The 13,687-nt window shown below is 47.7% G+C and carries 13 protein-coding genes and 1 tRNA gene; 12 read left to right on the top strand and 2 right to left on the bottom strand.

The window, feature by feature from the left end; genetic code table 11:
- Positions 1–47 precede the first annotated feature (47 nt).
- Genes D3795_RS00560 through D3795_RS00550 form a run of 3 tightly spaced genes read left to right on the top strand, consistent with a single transcriptional unit; the run spans position 48 to position 3,851 of the window.
- Positions 48–1,076 carry a Fe(3+) ABC transporter substrate-binding protein gene (locus D3795_RS00560; RefSeq protein ID WP_216648960.1) on the top strand — a complete coding sequence of 343 codons (1,029 nt, stop codon included), beginning with the start codon at positions 48–50 and terminating at the stop codon, positions 1,074–1,076.
- Positions 1,076–2,746: an ABC transporter permease gene (locus D3795_RS00555; protein WP_156265687.1), complete on the top strand. Its 1,671-nt coding sequence runs from the start codon at positions 1,076–1,078 to the stop codon at positions 2,744–2,746. The genes D3795_RS00560 and D3795_RS00555 overlap by 1 nt, the downstream gene beginning before the upstream one ends.
- Positions 2,727–3,851: an ABC transporter ATP-binding protein gene (locus D3795_RS00550; protein WP_156265686.1), complete on the top strand. Its 1,125-nt coding sequence runs from the start codon at positions 2,727–2,729 to the stop codon at positions 3,849–3,851. Before D3795_RS00555 ends, D3795_RS00550 begins: the two co-directional genes overlap by 20 nt.
- On the opposite strand, the gene D3795_RS00545 is transcribed toward D3795_RS00550, so the two are convergent.
- A complete protein-coding gene (locus D3795_RS00545; protein ID WP_156265685.1) occupies positions 3,828–4,793 on the bottom strand; it encodes a CorA family divalent cation transporter in 966 nt (321 codons plus the stop codon). The genes D3795_RS00550 and D3795_RS00545 overlap by 24 nt on opposite strands.
- 115 nt (positions 4,794–4,908) lie before the next feature.
- Between D3795_RS00545 and D3795_RS00540 the strand changes: the two genes are divergently transcribed.
- The 6 genes from D3795_RS00540 (at position 4,909) to D3795_RS00515 (ending at position 8,743) form a co-directional block, all read left to right on the top strand.
- Complete coding sequence (locus D3795_RS00540; RefSeq protein WP_156265684.1) at positions 4,909–5,883, top strand: calcium/sodium antiporter; 975 nt, start codon at positions 4,909–4,911, stop codon at positions 5,881–5,883.
- A complete protein-coding gene (locus D3795_RS00535) occupies positions 5,880–6,326 on the top strand; it encodes a DUF3429 domain-containing protein (protein WP_173020963.1) in 447 nt (148 codons plus the stop codon). Before D3795_RS00540 ends, D3795_RS00535 begins: the two co-directional genes overlap by 4 nt.
- A gap of 215 nt (positions 6,327–6,541) precedes the next feature.
- Positions 6,542–6,763 carry a bacterioferritin-associated ferredoxin gene (locus D3795_RS00530; RefSeq protein WP_126759254.1) on the top strand — a complete coding sequence of 74 codons (222 nt, stop codon included), beginning with the start codon at positions 6,542–6,544 and terminating at the stop codon, positions 6,761–6,763.
- A 33-nt stretch (positions 6,764–6,796) separates the two neighbouring features.
- A complete protein-coding gene (gene bfr / locus D3795_RS00525; protein ID WP_156265682.1) occupies positions 6,797–7,270 on the top strand; it encodes a bacterioferritin in 474 nt (157 codons plus the stop codon).
- Between the two features lie 9 nt (positions 7,271–7,279).
- Positions 7,280–7,753: a bacterioferritin gene (bfr, locus tag D3795_RS00520; RefSeq protein ID WP_156265681.1), complete on the top strand. Its 474-nt coding sequence runs from the start codon at positions 7,280–7,282 to the stop codon at positions 7,751–7,753.
- Positions 7,754–7,759: 6 nt separating this feature from the next.
- Positions 7,760–8,743 (top strand): mechanosensitive ion channel family protein, encoded by a 984-nt coding sequence (locus D3795_RS00515; RefSeq protein ID WP_156265680.1) that lies wholly within the window; start codon positions 7,760–7,762, stop codon positions 8,741–8,743.
- Between the two features lie 12 nt (positions 8,744–8,755).
- Here D3795_RS00515 and D3795_RS00510 read toward each other — a convergent pair whose 3' ends face one another.
- Complete coding sequence (locus tag D3795_RS00510) at positions 8,756–10,627, bottom strand: propionyl-CoA synthetase (protein WP_156265679.1); 1,872 nt, start codon at positions 10,625–10,627, stop codon at positions 8,756–8,758.
- A gap of 292 nt (positions 10,628–10,919) precedes the next feature.
- Between D3795_RS00510 and D3795_RS00505 the strand changes: the two genes are divergently transcribed.
- From D3795_RS00505 to D3795_RS00495, 3 genes are all read left to right on the top strand, one after another.
- Positions 10,920–11,010: transfer RNA gene (locus D3795_RS00505), tRNA-Ser, on the top strand.
- Between the two features lie 153 nt (positions 11,011–11,163).
- A complete protein-coding gene (ggt, locus tag D3795_RS00500; protein WP_156265678.1) occupies positions 11,164–12,888 on the top strand; it encodes a gamma-glutamyltransferase in 1,725 nt (574 codons plus the stop codon).
- A 17-nt stretch (positions 12,889–12,905) separates the two neighbouring features.
- Complete coding sequence (locus tag D3795_RS00495) at positions 12,906–13,685, top strand: ZIP family metal transporter (RefSeq protein WP_156265677.1); 780 nt, start codon at positions 12,906–12,908, stop codon at positions 13,683–13,685.
- Positions 13,686–13,687 lie beyond the last annotated feature (2 nt).

The following is a 13,687-nucleotide window of genomic DNA, read 5'->3' as shown; positions in this document are numbered from 1 at the left end:
ATCTTTTTTCGATATACTTCAACCCATCAATACAGAGGTATTCAGTTATGAGTTCAACTATGTTGCGCAAAATCTTTACCGCCACAGCCATCGCTGCAAGTTTAACAGCTACCGTAGCACAAGCGGCCACAGTTAACCTGTATTCGGCGCGCAAAGAAGCATTAATTAAACCAGTTCTAGAGAAGTTTACCGCAGAAACGGATATTGAAGTACGCCTTTTAACTGGTGGTGGCGATGCCCTTCTCGCTCGTTTACAGAACGAGGGCGAAAATACGCCAGCTGATTTATTTCTAACTGTTGATGCGGGCAACTTACATCGTGCTGCTGAAGCGGGCGTATTTCAACCTCTTACATCAGCCAAAGCATTAAAATCAGTGCCAGCACACCTGCATGGTACCGATAACCTATGGGTTGGTTTGAGCTTGCGCGCTCGTCCAATCTTCTATGCGGCCGATCGTGTCGACCCAAGCCGGTTGACAGGATACGAAGATTTAGCAAAACCTGAATGGAACAAAAAAGTCTGTATCCGCTCGTCAGACAATATTTATAACCAATCGCTGACTGCTGCCTTGATTGAGCACTGGGGCGAGGAAAAGACCGAAGCGTGGGCAAAAGGCCTCGTAAACAATTTGGCCAAGCCACCTGTTGGCGGTGACCGCGATCAGTTAAAAGCGGCCGCAGCTGGAGTCTGCGATTTAGCGGTAGCAAACACTTACTATTTTGGCCTCATGCAAACCGGTGATGACGCTGAACAGCGTGAAGCGGCAAGTAAGCTGAAAATCTTCTGGCCAAATCAAGATAGCTTCGGTACTCACGTGAACGTTTCAGGCATCGGCTTAACCAAGCATGCAAAAAATAAAACGGAAGCACAGCAACTTATCGAGTTCTTGTTATCGGCTGAATCACAAGCTTGGTATGCTGCAACCAACAACGAATACCCAGCTGTTGAAGGCGTTGAGTGGAGTGATACCTTGCAAGCGTGGGGCGAATTCAAAGCTGACGACTTGTCGATGACCTTCCTAGGTGAAAATAACGCAGAAGCCGTTAAATTGATGAATCGAGCTGGCTGGCGTTAATGCGCTTTAATTTGTGGCGCCAACTAACACTCATTGCAACGGCCGTCGTTATCGGCGTGCCGTTGCTCGTTATTTGTTGGTCGGTGCTACAACTCATCTGGAGTAATGACACCGCAACGCTTAGTCACTTATGGGCCACCGTCGTTCCCGAATACATTCGTCATTCATTTATATTACTAATTGGTGTCGCCGCCGGCGTGATCACCCTTGGTGTCAGCACCGCATGGCTAACCACCGCTTGTCGCTTTCCTGGCCAGCGCATTCTTAGTTGGGCTCTATTGCTGCCATTAGCAATGCCGGCCTACATTACTGCCTACACCTATACCGGAATGTTGGATTTTGCCGGTCCTGTGCAATCGACCTTGCGCGACTGGTTCGGCTGGGGTTACGGTGACTATTGGTTCCCTGAAATTCGAAGCCTTAGTGGTGCGATTGTGGTGCTGAGTCTAGTCTTATTTCCGTATGTGTACCTCATCACCCGCGCCACATTTATCCAGCAATCGGCGACAACACTCGAAGCAGGCCGCAGTTTGGGACTGAATCCTTGGCAATGTTTCTTGCGCTTAGCGTTGCCATTAGCTCGCCCTGCCATTGTGACGGGCGCAACGCTAGCATTGATGGAAACCTTAGCCGATTACGGCACTGTTCAGTACTTTGGTGTGACAACGTTTACCACCGGCATATTCAGAACCTGGTACGGTCTGGGTGACTTGCAAGGCGCCTTACAACTAGCCGGTATGCTGCTTGTGGCTGTCATTTTATTGATTTTCATCGAGCGTTGGTCACGTCGCCAAGCGCGCTACGATCAACGCAACAATCGTCCAGCACCGCCTTTTCAACTCCATGGCTGGAAAGCCATTGCCGCGAGCATTGCTTGTTGGCTGCCATTATTGTTCGGCTTTATTCTACCGGCGTTACAACTAACCAGTTGGTCAATTGAGCGCAGCGAAGTTTGGCAAGATAGTGCGTTTTGGCAACTAACTCTGAATAGCTTTGGCCTTGCTGTGCTTGCCGCTGTGCTGGTCGTAACCATGGCGCTATGGCTAGCCTATGGTCGCCGTCAAATTCCAACCAAGGTTGTGCGCACCAGCGTTGCGTTCGCAGGCCTAGGCTATGCCATTCCGGGCCTTGTTATCGCAGTTGGCTTAATGGTTTTTCTTACCAGTATTGACCACGTAATCATCGCACTCAGCGAATCTTGGTTCGGTGTGAATCCAGGATTGTTATTATCCGGAACCGTATTTGCGTTGCTGTTTGCCTACAGCGTGCGGTTTTTAAGTGTTTCGCTGCAAACCATTCAAGCAGGCTTGGGAGAAATTCGTCCGAGCATGGACGAAGCAGCCCGCATTCAAGGCTACAAGCCAATGCAGGTGTTGCGTAAAATTCATTTACCACTGTTACGCCCGAGCGTGCTCACCGCACTTATTTTAGTTGGCGTTGACGTATTGAAAGAGTTGCCAGCAACCTTGGTACTGCGTCCTTTTGACTTCAACACCCTCGCTGTCCGCGCCTATGAAATGGCCGGTGACGAGCGCTTAGCCGATGCTGGACCGCCCGCATTGATGATGGTGTTGGTCGGGCTTATCCCTGTTATTTTATTGTCTCGCGCTATGTTAAAATCGCAGCAGTCTGCATTAAAGGAGCAAGAGTTTGTCCCGGTTACAGCTTGATAACATTCAAATTAGCTTCGGTGCATTACACATTGTTCGTGGTGTAACCTTTGAACTCAAGCAAGGCGAAATTGGTTGCCTTTTGGGTCCAAGCGGCTGCGGAAAAACGACTTTGTTACGCGCTATTGCAGGTTTTCAAGCCTTACAGTCAGGCTCAATTCGTATCGACGACTCGAACGTATCCGATGACAAACACACCTTAGCACCAGAGCAACGCGGCGTTGGTATGGTGTTTCAAGATTTTGCCTTGTTCCCGCACTTGAATGTGGAAGAAAATATCAGTTTTGGCATGCGCAAGAGTAGCGCTTCCGAGCGTCGTAAGCGCGTCGACGAATTACTCGACCGCATTGGTCTGCCGGGCTATCACAAACGTTTCCCGCACGAGCTTTCCGGTGGCCAACAGCAACGTATCGCCTTAGCGCGAGCACTCGCGCCAAAACCCCGCTTACTGTTACTTGATGAACCGTTCTCAAGTCTCGATGCCGAGTTGCGTGAACGACTCGCCGTTGAAGTGCGCGAGCTTCTGAAGAAAGAGGGCATTACTGCGCTGTTAGTAACGCATGATCAACAAGAAGCCTTCGCCATGGCAGACAAAGCCGGTGTTATGTATCAAGGTGAATTGCTGCAGTGGGACACCCCATATCAGCTATATCATCAACCAAAACATCAATTAGTTGCTGACTTTATTGGCCACGGAGTGTTGTTACAAGGCACAGTGAATACGGAAGGGTCGTTGGCGTCGCCACTTGGTATGCTTGAACACCCTAGTTTGCTGCAAGTTCCTGCTGGAACACCCGTAAGCTTCCTCGTCCGCCCTGATGACCTCGTTCCTGACCCAACTTCGCGCTTGCGTGGCACCATTAAAGCCCGCGGTTTTCGTGGTGCGCACAACCTTTACACCATTGAGCTTGCGAGCGGCATCGAGATTCTAACTTTAAGCCCTTCGCATGAAGAGTTCACCGTTGGCGCCAATATTGGCTTACGAGCAGAGTTTGACCACTTAGTTGTGTTTGCTGCAGACCATTGTGAGCTGCCTGGTTTTCATGACCAAGCGCCCACAGTTCAGCCGCTTCCTTCTGTGCTACCAAAAACGCAGTCGGCGTAACAGTAAAAACTCAACTACTGCAATAACGAGCAAGGCAGCGCTGAACACCCAAAATGCGTTGCCATCGTCAACACCTGGCATACCACCGATATTGATGCCAAATAACCCCGTCAGAAAACTAATTGGTAAAAATACGCCGGCAACCATCGATAACCAATAGGTATTGCGATTCATCTTTTCAGCTAAATCCTGTTGTAAGTGTTCGCGCAGCATCCACACCTGCTCGAGTAACATTTCCATGTTCTCTAATTCACGATGCGTATTGTCACGCTCGTTCAATAACCACTGGGTCCAATCGGCATCAAACCACTTACTGCTATCGGCAGCCAGTTTATCCAACGCCGTTAATTGCGGGCGTACAAAACGGGTTAGCCGCAACAAGCGACGATGCAATTGCGTGAGTGCTGATTGACGCTCGCTGGTTGTGCCTTGAGTATCATCCTCTAGCGCTTCCATTTCTGCTTCAATATTGTCTTGCAACTGCTCAATTTTATTCGTCATTTCATCAACCAAATGCAAAATAAAATCGGGTAATGATTGCGGCCCTTGTTGCGCCTCAAGTGTCTTTTGTATCAGTTGCACCGCTCGCACAGGACGTCGCCGGAAACTATATAAGTTACCTTTAAAATACAAAATACGCAGACTCACCATATCTTCAGGTTGGTCACTTTCAGCTAAGTTCACGCCGCGAAGAATCAACAGAAAGCCATCGTTCAGGCGATCAAATCTCGGCCGCGTATCTTCTTCTAATACTGCGTCGATTATTGGCTCTGGAATTCCAGAATCCAGTAACCAATCAGCTAGACCAGCAATATTCCGTTGAAAATGAAACCAGCTCTGTTGTCGATTATGAAAGTTGTCGTGAATCGGTTGTGCCGGATGTTGACTGAAATCCCAGCTATCAATCATAAATTCTGGTCGCGCTAACTGCTTGTCCGTCATAACGAAATCCTCTTTTAATACGTACTTCCAGTCTAGACTGTTAAACACTGCATTCACAAGCACTACTAAATCACGTTAAAATGTTTAGCAACTTAATAAATCACAAAGGAATTCTATGTTACTCGCCATTGCTGCCATTATTATTGGCCTTGCTTTATTGGTTTGGAGTGCCGATCGGTTTGTCGATGGCGCAGCTGCAACAGCGAATCATTTCGGTATGCCTGCCCTACTTATTGGTATGGTCATTATCGGCTTTGGTACGTCAGCCCCTGAAATGGTCGTCTCAGCACTGGCGTCAGCGCAAGGCAACCCCGGCCTCGCGCTTGGTAACGCCTACGGCTCAAACATCACCAACATTGCCCTAATTCTCGGTATTACCGCTATTTTGGCGCCAATAGCGGTTGCCAGCCAAGTTTTAAAGCGTGAAGCACCGATGCTCATTGCCATCACTCTTCTAGCTGCGTGGCCTCTCATCGATGGCATCATCACCACATTAGAAGCTTGGGTCTTGCTCGCCATTTTTGCGAGTTATCTCGGTTGGAGCATCTATCAAGGCATGACTGGTAGCGATGACGTATTAAGCAACGAATTTGATCAAGAAATCAAAGAAACATCAATGCCCATCGGCCGAGCCATCACTTGGTTAGTGATTGGATTGATCTTATTGATTGTCAGCTCGCGTATCTTAGTATGGGGTGCTGTCGACATCGCCACCGCCTTAGGTGTTAGCGATTTAGTTATTGGTTTGACCGTTGTGGCAGTTGGAACATCACTACCAGAGTTGGCGTCAGCAATAGCTGCTGTGCGCAAGAATGAGCATGATTTAGCGCTCGGTAACGTAATTGGCTCAAACATGTTTAACACGCTCGCGGTGGTTGGCATTGCCGGTGCTATTACGCCAATTTCATTAGAACCGTTGGTGTTAAGCCGTGATTGGTTAATGATGACCGTACTAACCTTTATGCTGCTTATTTTTGCGTTCCGGCCAAATAGCCGACCGAATCGCATTAACCGAATTCACGGCGGCATCTTCGTGGCATGCTATGTTGGTTACACCATTTACGTATTACAAACAGGATTTACCGCATGAATTTAATCTCACAATACACGGCTCAACGCCTTGGCTTCGCTGGACTTGTTCCGTTTATTGTGTTGACGTTGATGGCGCTGCTCGACCTACACGGCGACCTCGCCATCACCCTGTTTATTCTCTACAGCGCCATTATTTTCAGCTTCCTCGGCGGCATTCACTGGGGTCTTTGCATGCTCGACGCCGATACCGATCACCGCCGCAGCCTACAATGGAGCATGGTGCCATCGGTCACCGGCTTCGCCGTACTGGTCGCTACCCAACTCCCGATATGTCGCGACTCAACCCTCTCATTTTTAGCAATCTTAGCCCTACTCCACCTTTTCTGGCTGAACTACGAACGCCGCAAGCTTAGCGCTCACACGTGGTATCTTGAATTGCGAGGTCGTTTGACGTTCACGGTGGTAGCACTGCACGTCATCCTACTCATCATCAGCCTGTAAAAACGTTATTCGTTATTCGTTATTGGTTATTCGGAAAAGCAAAAAACGAAAAACCAAAACCCGCACATAGTAAAGTGAGCAAATATATCTGCCATATCACGAGCGAGCTAACCCACGAATAACGAATAACGACAAACGAACAACGCCGTTTATTTTTTATTGCGAATCATTCTTGTTTGTATTACCATTAGAGCCGTAACAGTACGGAGCTAATTATGTACGTATGTCTATGTAAAGGTGTCACAGATAAAACCATTCGTCGCGCCGTCGACGATGGCTTAAGCAGTATGCGTGAACTGCGCCAGCAATATGGCGTTGGAACGCAGTGTGGCTGCTGTAATCAGTGTGCTAAAGACATAGTAAAAGACGCTGTTGCCGAACGTAATGCCAGATTAAAATCAGAAACTTTATTGCCAGTAGAGGTGTGCTACGCTTAAGCTGTTAGAAAATAACAGTTAGGAGTTGTAGTCATGAAAGGCGACAGTAAGGTTTTACAAGAACTTAATCGCATACTCACCCGCAAGCTTACCGCTATCAACCAGTACTTTTTACATGCGCGCATGTACAAGAATTGGGGCTTTGGCGAGCTCAATAGCAAAATCTACAAAGCATCTATTTACGAAATGAAACACGCTGATGACATTATCGAGCGTATTTTGTTTTTAGGTGGCCTCCCTAACCTGCAAGATCTTGGCAAACTCTACATCGGTGAAGATCCGCACGAAATGTTGCAGCTTGATCACAAAGTGCAAATGGATGATGTGCTTGCCATTCGTGCAGCGATTGCTATTTGCGAAAGTGCACAAGATTACGTCAGTCGCGATGAATTAACTGAAATTCTTGAGCAGCAAGAAGAGCATCTCGACTGGTTAGAAACGCAGCTTGATTTGGTCGAAAAAATTAGTCTACCGAAATATCTACAGACCAAACTCGACAGCGAATAAGGAACGATTATGAATCTTGACCATCAAGCTATTGTTGAACAACTGAATAAACTTCTCGCATTCGAGTTAACCTCTATCGATCAATACACGGCACACTCACGTATTTATGAAGATATGGGTTTGAATAAGCTCTATGAACGCATCAACCATGAAGTTGATGACGAACGTGGCCATGCCGATTTATTGATTCGCAGAATTTTGTTTCTCGGTGGCCAACCTAATATGAATGGACGTGAACCTCACACGATTGCGAGTGACGTACCGACCATGCTGGCTAACGATCTCGAACTGGAATATGGTAACGCACGAACCTTGCGCGGCGTCATCAAGTTCTGCGAGCAAGCTGGAGACTTTGTCTCGCGCGATATGCTCATTGGTATCTTAAAGGATACTGAAGAAGACCACGCTTATTGGCTACGCCAGCAACTCGAATTGATTGAGAAATTGGGGCTCGAACTGTATTTACAGGCACAAATGGGATAATTCTGCATGGAGCAATTTCTCACTGAAATTAAACAGTTATTTGGCTGGCTACAAACAGAAATATTCAAAGTAGGCGAAACCTCGATCACTTACGGTTCCATTTTCCGTGTGATACTGATCCTTGTTGTCACCTATATCTTTTCGCGCTTGTTACAAAATGCCCTCAGACGCATTGCCAGCTATCGCAAATCCATGGCGCCGTCATCGGTATATGCGCTCACACGCATAACGCATTATGTTGTCATGGTGGTTGGTGCTCTGATAGCCGTTGCCTCCATTGGTATTGACCTCACCAAGTTCGCCATCTTTGCCAGTGCACTTGGTGTCGGTGTCGGTTTCGGTTTGCAAAATCTTATCAGCAACTTCACCGCCGGCATTATGCTGCTCTTTGAAAAAACCTTAAAGGTTGGTGATTTCGTTGAACTTGAATCAGGTGTCACCGGTGAAGTGAAAGAAATTAATATTCGCAGCACCTTAATTACCACGAACGACAACATCGACATTATCGTTCCTAACTCTGAATTTGTGGCTGGTCGTGTGACCAACTGGACCATGCGCGATACGATTCGTCGTCTCAAAGTAGGATTCGGCGTTGCCTATGGTACCGATAAAGAATTAGTGCGAAAAGCAGTGCTAGAGGCTGCTGAGCGCGTTCCACATACCCTCAACGATGGCAGTTATCGCCCACCACAAGTTTGGTTAACCGAGTTTGGCGACAGCTCATTGAATTTTGAACTGGTGGTTTGGCTGAAACCCGAGGCAGTTAATCGCCCTAGCGCGGTTAAAGCGGCATTTATGTGGGAAATTCATACGTCGCTGGAAGAATACGGTATCGAAATTCCATTTCCGCAGCGCGACTTACATATTCGCAGTTGGGATGGTGACGCAAAGATTCAAACCGAATCGCTTACCAAGCCTCGTCCGAAAAAGGACAGCACCGCATCGAAGTCGAATAAACGCCCAGACAACGATGCTGCTGAAGATCTTTAGACAATTCGCGAGTTAGCTTAAGCGCTCGCGAATTTCGTCAATGCAGGTGGGGTCGTCAATTGTTGATGGCACCACCACTTCCTCACCATCCGCAATTTGCCGCAACACACGCCGTAAAATTTTACCTGAACGGGTTTTTGGTAACCGTGGCACGACCAGAATTTTCTTCAAACAGGCAACGGCACCAATTTCATCACGAACGCGTTGCACGAGACGAGCACTGAGCTCATTATCGCTAATCGTCACACCATCTTTGGTAATCACTAATCCAACCGGTATCTGGCCTTTTAACGCATCCTGAACTCCAATCACGGCGCACTCAGCTACAGCAGCATCTTTAGCGAGTATTTCCTCCATCTCACCCGTTGATAATCGGTGCCCTGCAACGTTAATCACATCATCGGTACGACCCATGATAAAAACGTAGCCGTCATCATCTTTATAGCCACCATCACCAGTTGAATAGTAACCGTCGAATTCACTTAAATACCCGCTGACAAATCGCGCTTCATCATTCCAAATGGTGGTTAAGCAACCCGGAGGTAATGGTAATTTTATGGCGACGGCGCCCTGTTCATTTGCACCAATTTCTTGCCCTTTGTAATCTAAAATTCGCACGTCGTAACCCGGCATCGGCAATGTCGCTGAACCTGGTTTGATTGGATGCTCGGCAATGCCTACCGGGTTTGCACAAATTGGCCAACCCGATTCGGTTTGCCACCAATGATCATACACTGGCTTCCCGGTAATCTCTGTGGTCCAGTCATAAGTTGGCGGATCCAGACGTTCTCCAGCCATATAAATACGTTCTAACGAACTGAGATCATACTGCTCCAATAACTTACCTTCGGGGTCTTCTTTTTTAACAGCACGAAACGCAGTTGGCGCACTAAACAACACAGCAACCTTATACTCCGAGCAAATTCGCCAAAATGCGCCCGCATCCGGTGTTCTAACTGGCTTTCCTTCGTATAAAATCGTTGTCGCGCCAGCCAGTAGAGGGCCATAAACAATATACGAATGTCCGACAACCCAACCGACATCCGAAGCGGTAAACATCACTTGCCCCGGTTTGATGTCATAAACCGTTTGCATCGAATACTTAAGCGCTACCGCATAACCACCGGTGTCGCGTACCACGCCCTTAGGTTTACCCGTCGTACCTGATGTATACAAAACATAAAGCGGATGTGTACTTGGTACCACGGCGCATTCGGCTGGTGTCACTTTAGCAACCTCAGCCTGCCAATCTAAGTCGCCCGGTTGATTTAAATCGGCCTGGCATTGCGCACGCTGATATACAATCACATTTGCTGGCTTGTGCACGGCTTCAACGATTGCTTTATCTACCATTGGTTTATACGGAATAACGCGATTCACCTCGACACCACATGAGGCTGTTACCACCACCTTAGGTGTCGCATCATCAATTCTCACAGCAAGTTCATGCGGTGCAAAACCACCAAACACCACAGAATGAATCGCACCTAAACGGGCACAAGCAAGCATCGCAATCGCGGCCTGCGGAATCATCGGCATGTAGATAACGACGCGATCACCCTTTTTAATATGTTGCTTCTTTAGCAACCCTGCAAACAAAGCAACCTCATCACGCAGCTGGCGATATGTATACTGCTCTTTAGTTTCGGTTACTGGCGAGTCATAAATCAGTGCAACTTGGTCACCACGACCGTTATCAACGTGATAATCCAACGCCATAAAAGAAATATTGAGTTCACCATCCGCAAACCAATCAGCGGTTCCATTTGCTTTCAAGTGGCATGCTTTGCTCGGCTCTTTAAACCAATGCAACTGACTTGCTTGCTTTAGCCAAAACGCCTCGGTGCGTTGTAATGAAGATTCGTATTCGCGCGGGTAACTCATGGTAAAAATCCTTATCTACTGCTACTGCGTCTAATGTAGCGCGTTACCAGCTTTTTCCCATACGACTTAGGTCTGAAGAGCCGTTGTTCGTTACTCGTTACTCGTTATTCGTTACTCGATAAAGCAAAAACGAAAACCCGAAACCCTCACATAGAGAAGTGAGCAAATACATCTGCGTTCTTACCAGCGAACTAATCTCACGAATAACAAGCAACGGATAACGAATAACGCTCTTGCCTTTATAACTTAGTTGATTTAACCGGGGCTTTTCCCTATCATACCGCCACCTTCAGGAGAGGTGTCCGAGTGGTTGAAGGAGCACGCCTGGAAAGTGTGTATACGCTAACCGCGTATCGAGGGTTCGAATCCCTCTCTCTCCGCCAGATACAAGAGAACCGCCGTCAGGCGGTTTTTTTGTATCTGCTCGTCGTCATGGCTCGGTAGTAGGTCTGTTATCTGCGATCACGGACATTGCTCATTTGGTAGACACTCCATATAGTGAAGCGATACCTCACGAAAAACTGGAGTGTTCATTTATGAAGTATCTTGTTCAGAAATCAAAAGTGGCGGCGGCAAGTTGCCTTTTGGCGCTTAGTTGCGGCGCTGCAAGCATCAACGCAGTGGCGGCCGATCGCATTACTGGCCATCACTTTGCTACCCGCTCAGAAGCCATGGCACCACACGCAATGGCAGCAACAAGCCAACCTCTCGCAACTCAAGTTGCACTCGATATTATGCAAGCAGGCGGCAACGCGATTGATGCTGCGATTGCAGCCAATGCGCTTCTCGGTCTTGTTGAGCCGACCGGTAACGGTATCGGCGGCGACTTATTTGCCATCGTTTGGGATGCCGAAGGCAAACGTCTGCACGGATTGAATGCCTCTGGTCGTTCACCGAAGTCGCTCAGCTTAGATTACTTTTTAGAGAACGGTTACGAGTCTATTCCAGCGCGCGGTGTGTTGCCTTTATCTGTGCCAGGTGCTGTTGATGGTTGGTTCGAATTACACAAAAAGTTCGGCAAATTGCCGATGGAACAAGTGTTAGCGCCAGCAATTGAATATGCTGAAAACGGCTTCCCTGTGACTGAAGTGATTGCCTACTATTTTGAACGTAACGCCGACGTACTGAAGAATCAGCCGGGTTTTGCCGATGTGTTCATGAAAAATGGACTGCCTCCACAGAAAGGCAAAATGTTCAAAAACCCTGATCTCGCGAACACCTACAAACTCATTGCAAAAGAAGGCCGCGATGCGTTCTATAAAGGCAAAATCGCCAAAACCATCGATGCATTCGTGGCAAAACACGGCGGCTTCTTAAGCTACGACGATCTTGCAAGCCACTCGTCGACATGGGTGAACCCAGTATCAACCAACTATCGTGGTTACGATTTGTGGGAGTTACCGCCGAACACGCAAGGTATTGCTGCTCAGCAAATTCTGAATATTCTCGAAAACTTCGATATTGCTAGTATGGGTTTTGATAGCCCTGAATACATTCACTTGTTTGTCGAAGCCAAAAAGCTCGCGTTCGAAGACCGTGCGAAATATTACTCTGACCCTGATTTTAACGACGTGCCGGTAGAGGGTTTACTTGACAAAGGTTACGCCAAACAACGCGCGAAATTAATTGATATGAATCGTGCTGGCAAATCGTTTGAACCGGGCAATCCGCCAACCGAAGGCGATACCATTTACCTAACCACCGCAGATGCCGATGGCAACATGGTTTCCCTCATTCAGAGCAATTATCGTGGCATGGGCTCAGGCATTACGCCAACTGGTCTTGGTTTTGTGATTCAAAACCGTGGCGAATTATTTGCGCTCGATAAAAATCATCGTAATGTCTTTGAGCCAGGCAAACGTCCGTTTCACACCATCATCCCAGCTTTTGTCACCAAAGATGGCAAGCCGATTATGAGTTACGGCGTGATGGGTGGCGCAACGCAACCACAAATGCACGCTCAAATTCTTATCAACATGATCGATTTTGGCATGAACCTGCAAGAAGCAGGTGATGCACCGCGCATTCTCCATACAGGTTCAAGTCAACCAACAGGCGAAGTCATGACTGATGGCGGAGTTGTCAGTTTAGAGAATGGTTTCTCAGACGGCACACGTCGCGAACTCATTAAAATGGGACATACACTGCAAGAAGCTGTCGGACCGTATGGCGGTTATCAAGCCATTTGGCGTAATCATGAAGAAGGCGTATATTACGGTGCATCAGAAAGCCGTAAAGATGGTCATGCGGCAGGTTATTAATACTTAAGGAATAAATCATGGAGCTAGTCCTCACGGCGTTACTGGCGAGTACAATCACTGGTGGTTTAACAGCTGTGGGGGCACTTCCAATATTAATTGGAAAAAAGCCGTCTGAAAGGTTTAACGATACCCTACTAGGTTTTGCGGCGGGCGTGATGCTCGCCGCCTCTTTTTTCTCATTGATTGTCCCATCAATTGATATTTCAACAGAAATTTATGGACCCGGTCCGTGGCCAGCTGCCATTGCGGTTGTTGGTATATTACTTGGCGCCTTTACCATCGCACTGTTTGACCGGATGGTGCCGCACGAGCATTTCATTAGCGGAATCGAAGGTCGTAACAGCGACAAAGTAGCCGGCGTCTGGTTATTTATTTTCGCCATTGCCATTCATAACTTTCCGGAAGGTTTAGCTGTGGGCGTGGCGTATGGTAGTGGGCAGCAAGAAACTGCCTTTTCACTAGCACTTGGTATCGGATTACAAAATCTTCCAGAAGGGCTTGCGGTTGCTGTGGGCCTCGTTGCGGTTGGTTACAGCCGTATGAAAGCATTTTTAGTCGCTGCTTTAACCGGATTGATAGAACCTCTTGGCGGTTTGTTCGGCGGCGTATTCGTGAATATCTCTGAGTTATTACTTCCATGGGGATTGGTATTTGCCGCCGGCGCCATGCTTTTTGTGATTAGTCATGAGATCATTCCCGAAACACATCGACACGGTCATCATAGTCGCGCAACTGCTGGTCTCATGGTGGGCCTAGTGGTCATGTTATTTTTGGATGTTTGGTTAGGAGCTGTTTAAAC

The sequence above is a fragment of the Pseudidiomarina andamanensis genome, assembly GCF_009734345.1.
Classification (GTDB): Bacteria; Pseudomonadota; Gammaproteobacteria; order Enterobacterales; family Alteromonadaceae; genus Pseudidiomarina; species Pseudidiomarina andamanensis.
Note: the sequence above shows the minus strand (reverse complement) of the source record. Positions and strands in the feature narration are given on the sequence as shown.

Excerpts from the sequence above, each read along its gene's own strand:
- D3795_RS00555 (WP_156265687.1), top strand. The coding sequence starts at position 1,076 with ATGCGCTTTAATTTGTGGCGCCAACTAACACTCATTGCAACGGCCGTC.
- ggt (WP_156265678.1), top strand. The coding sequence starts at position 11,164 with ATGAAGTATCTTGTTCAGAAATCAAAAGTGGCGGCGGCAAGTTGCCTT.
- D3795_RS00545 (WP_156265685.1), bottom strand. The coding sequence starts at position 4,793 with ATGACGGACAAGCAGTTAGCGCGACCAGAATTTATGATTGATAGCTGG.
- D3795_RS00495 (WP_156265677.1), top strand. The coding sequence starts at position 12,906 with ATGGAGCTAGTCCTCACGGCGTTACTGGCGAGTACAATCACTGGTGGT.
- bfr (WP_156265681.1), top strand. The coding sequence starts at position 7,280 with ATGAATCTTGACCATCAAGCTATTGTTGAACAACTGAATAAACTTCTC.
- D3795_RS00515 (WP_156265680.1), top strand. The coding sequence starts at position 7,760 with ATGGAGCAATTTCTCACTGAAATTAAACAGTTATTTGGCTGGCTACAA.
- D3795_RS00510 (WP_156265679.1), bottom strand. The coding sequence starts at position 10,627 with ATGAGTTACCCGCGCGAATACGAATCTTCATTACAACGCACCGAGGCG.
- D3795_RS00535 (WP_173020963.1), top strand. The coding sequence starts at position 5,880 with ATGAATTTAATCTCACAATACACGGCTCAACGCCTTGGCTTCGCTGGA.
- D3795_RS00540 (WP_156265684.1), top strand. The coding sequence starts at position 4,909 with ATGTTACTCGCCATTGCTGCCATTATTATTGGCCTTGCTTTATTGGTT.
- D3795_RS00530 (WP_126759254.1), top strand. The coding sequence starts at position 6,542 with ATGTACGTATGTCTATGTAAAGGTGTCACAGATAAAACCATTCGTCGC.
- D3795_RS00560 (WP_216648960.1), top strand. The coding sequence starts at position 48 with ATGAGTTCAACTATGTTGCGCAAAATCTTTACCGCCACAGCCATCGCT.
- bfr (WP_156265682.1), top strand. The coding sequence starts at position 6,797 with ATGAAAGGCGACAGTAAGGTTTTACAAGAACTTAATCGCATACTCACC.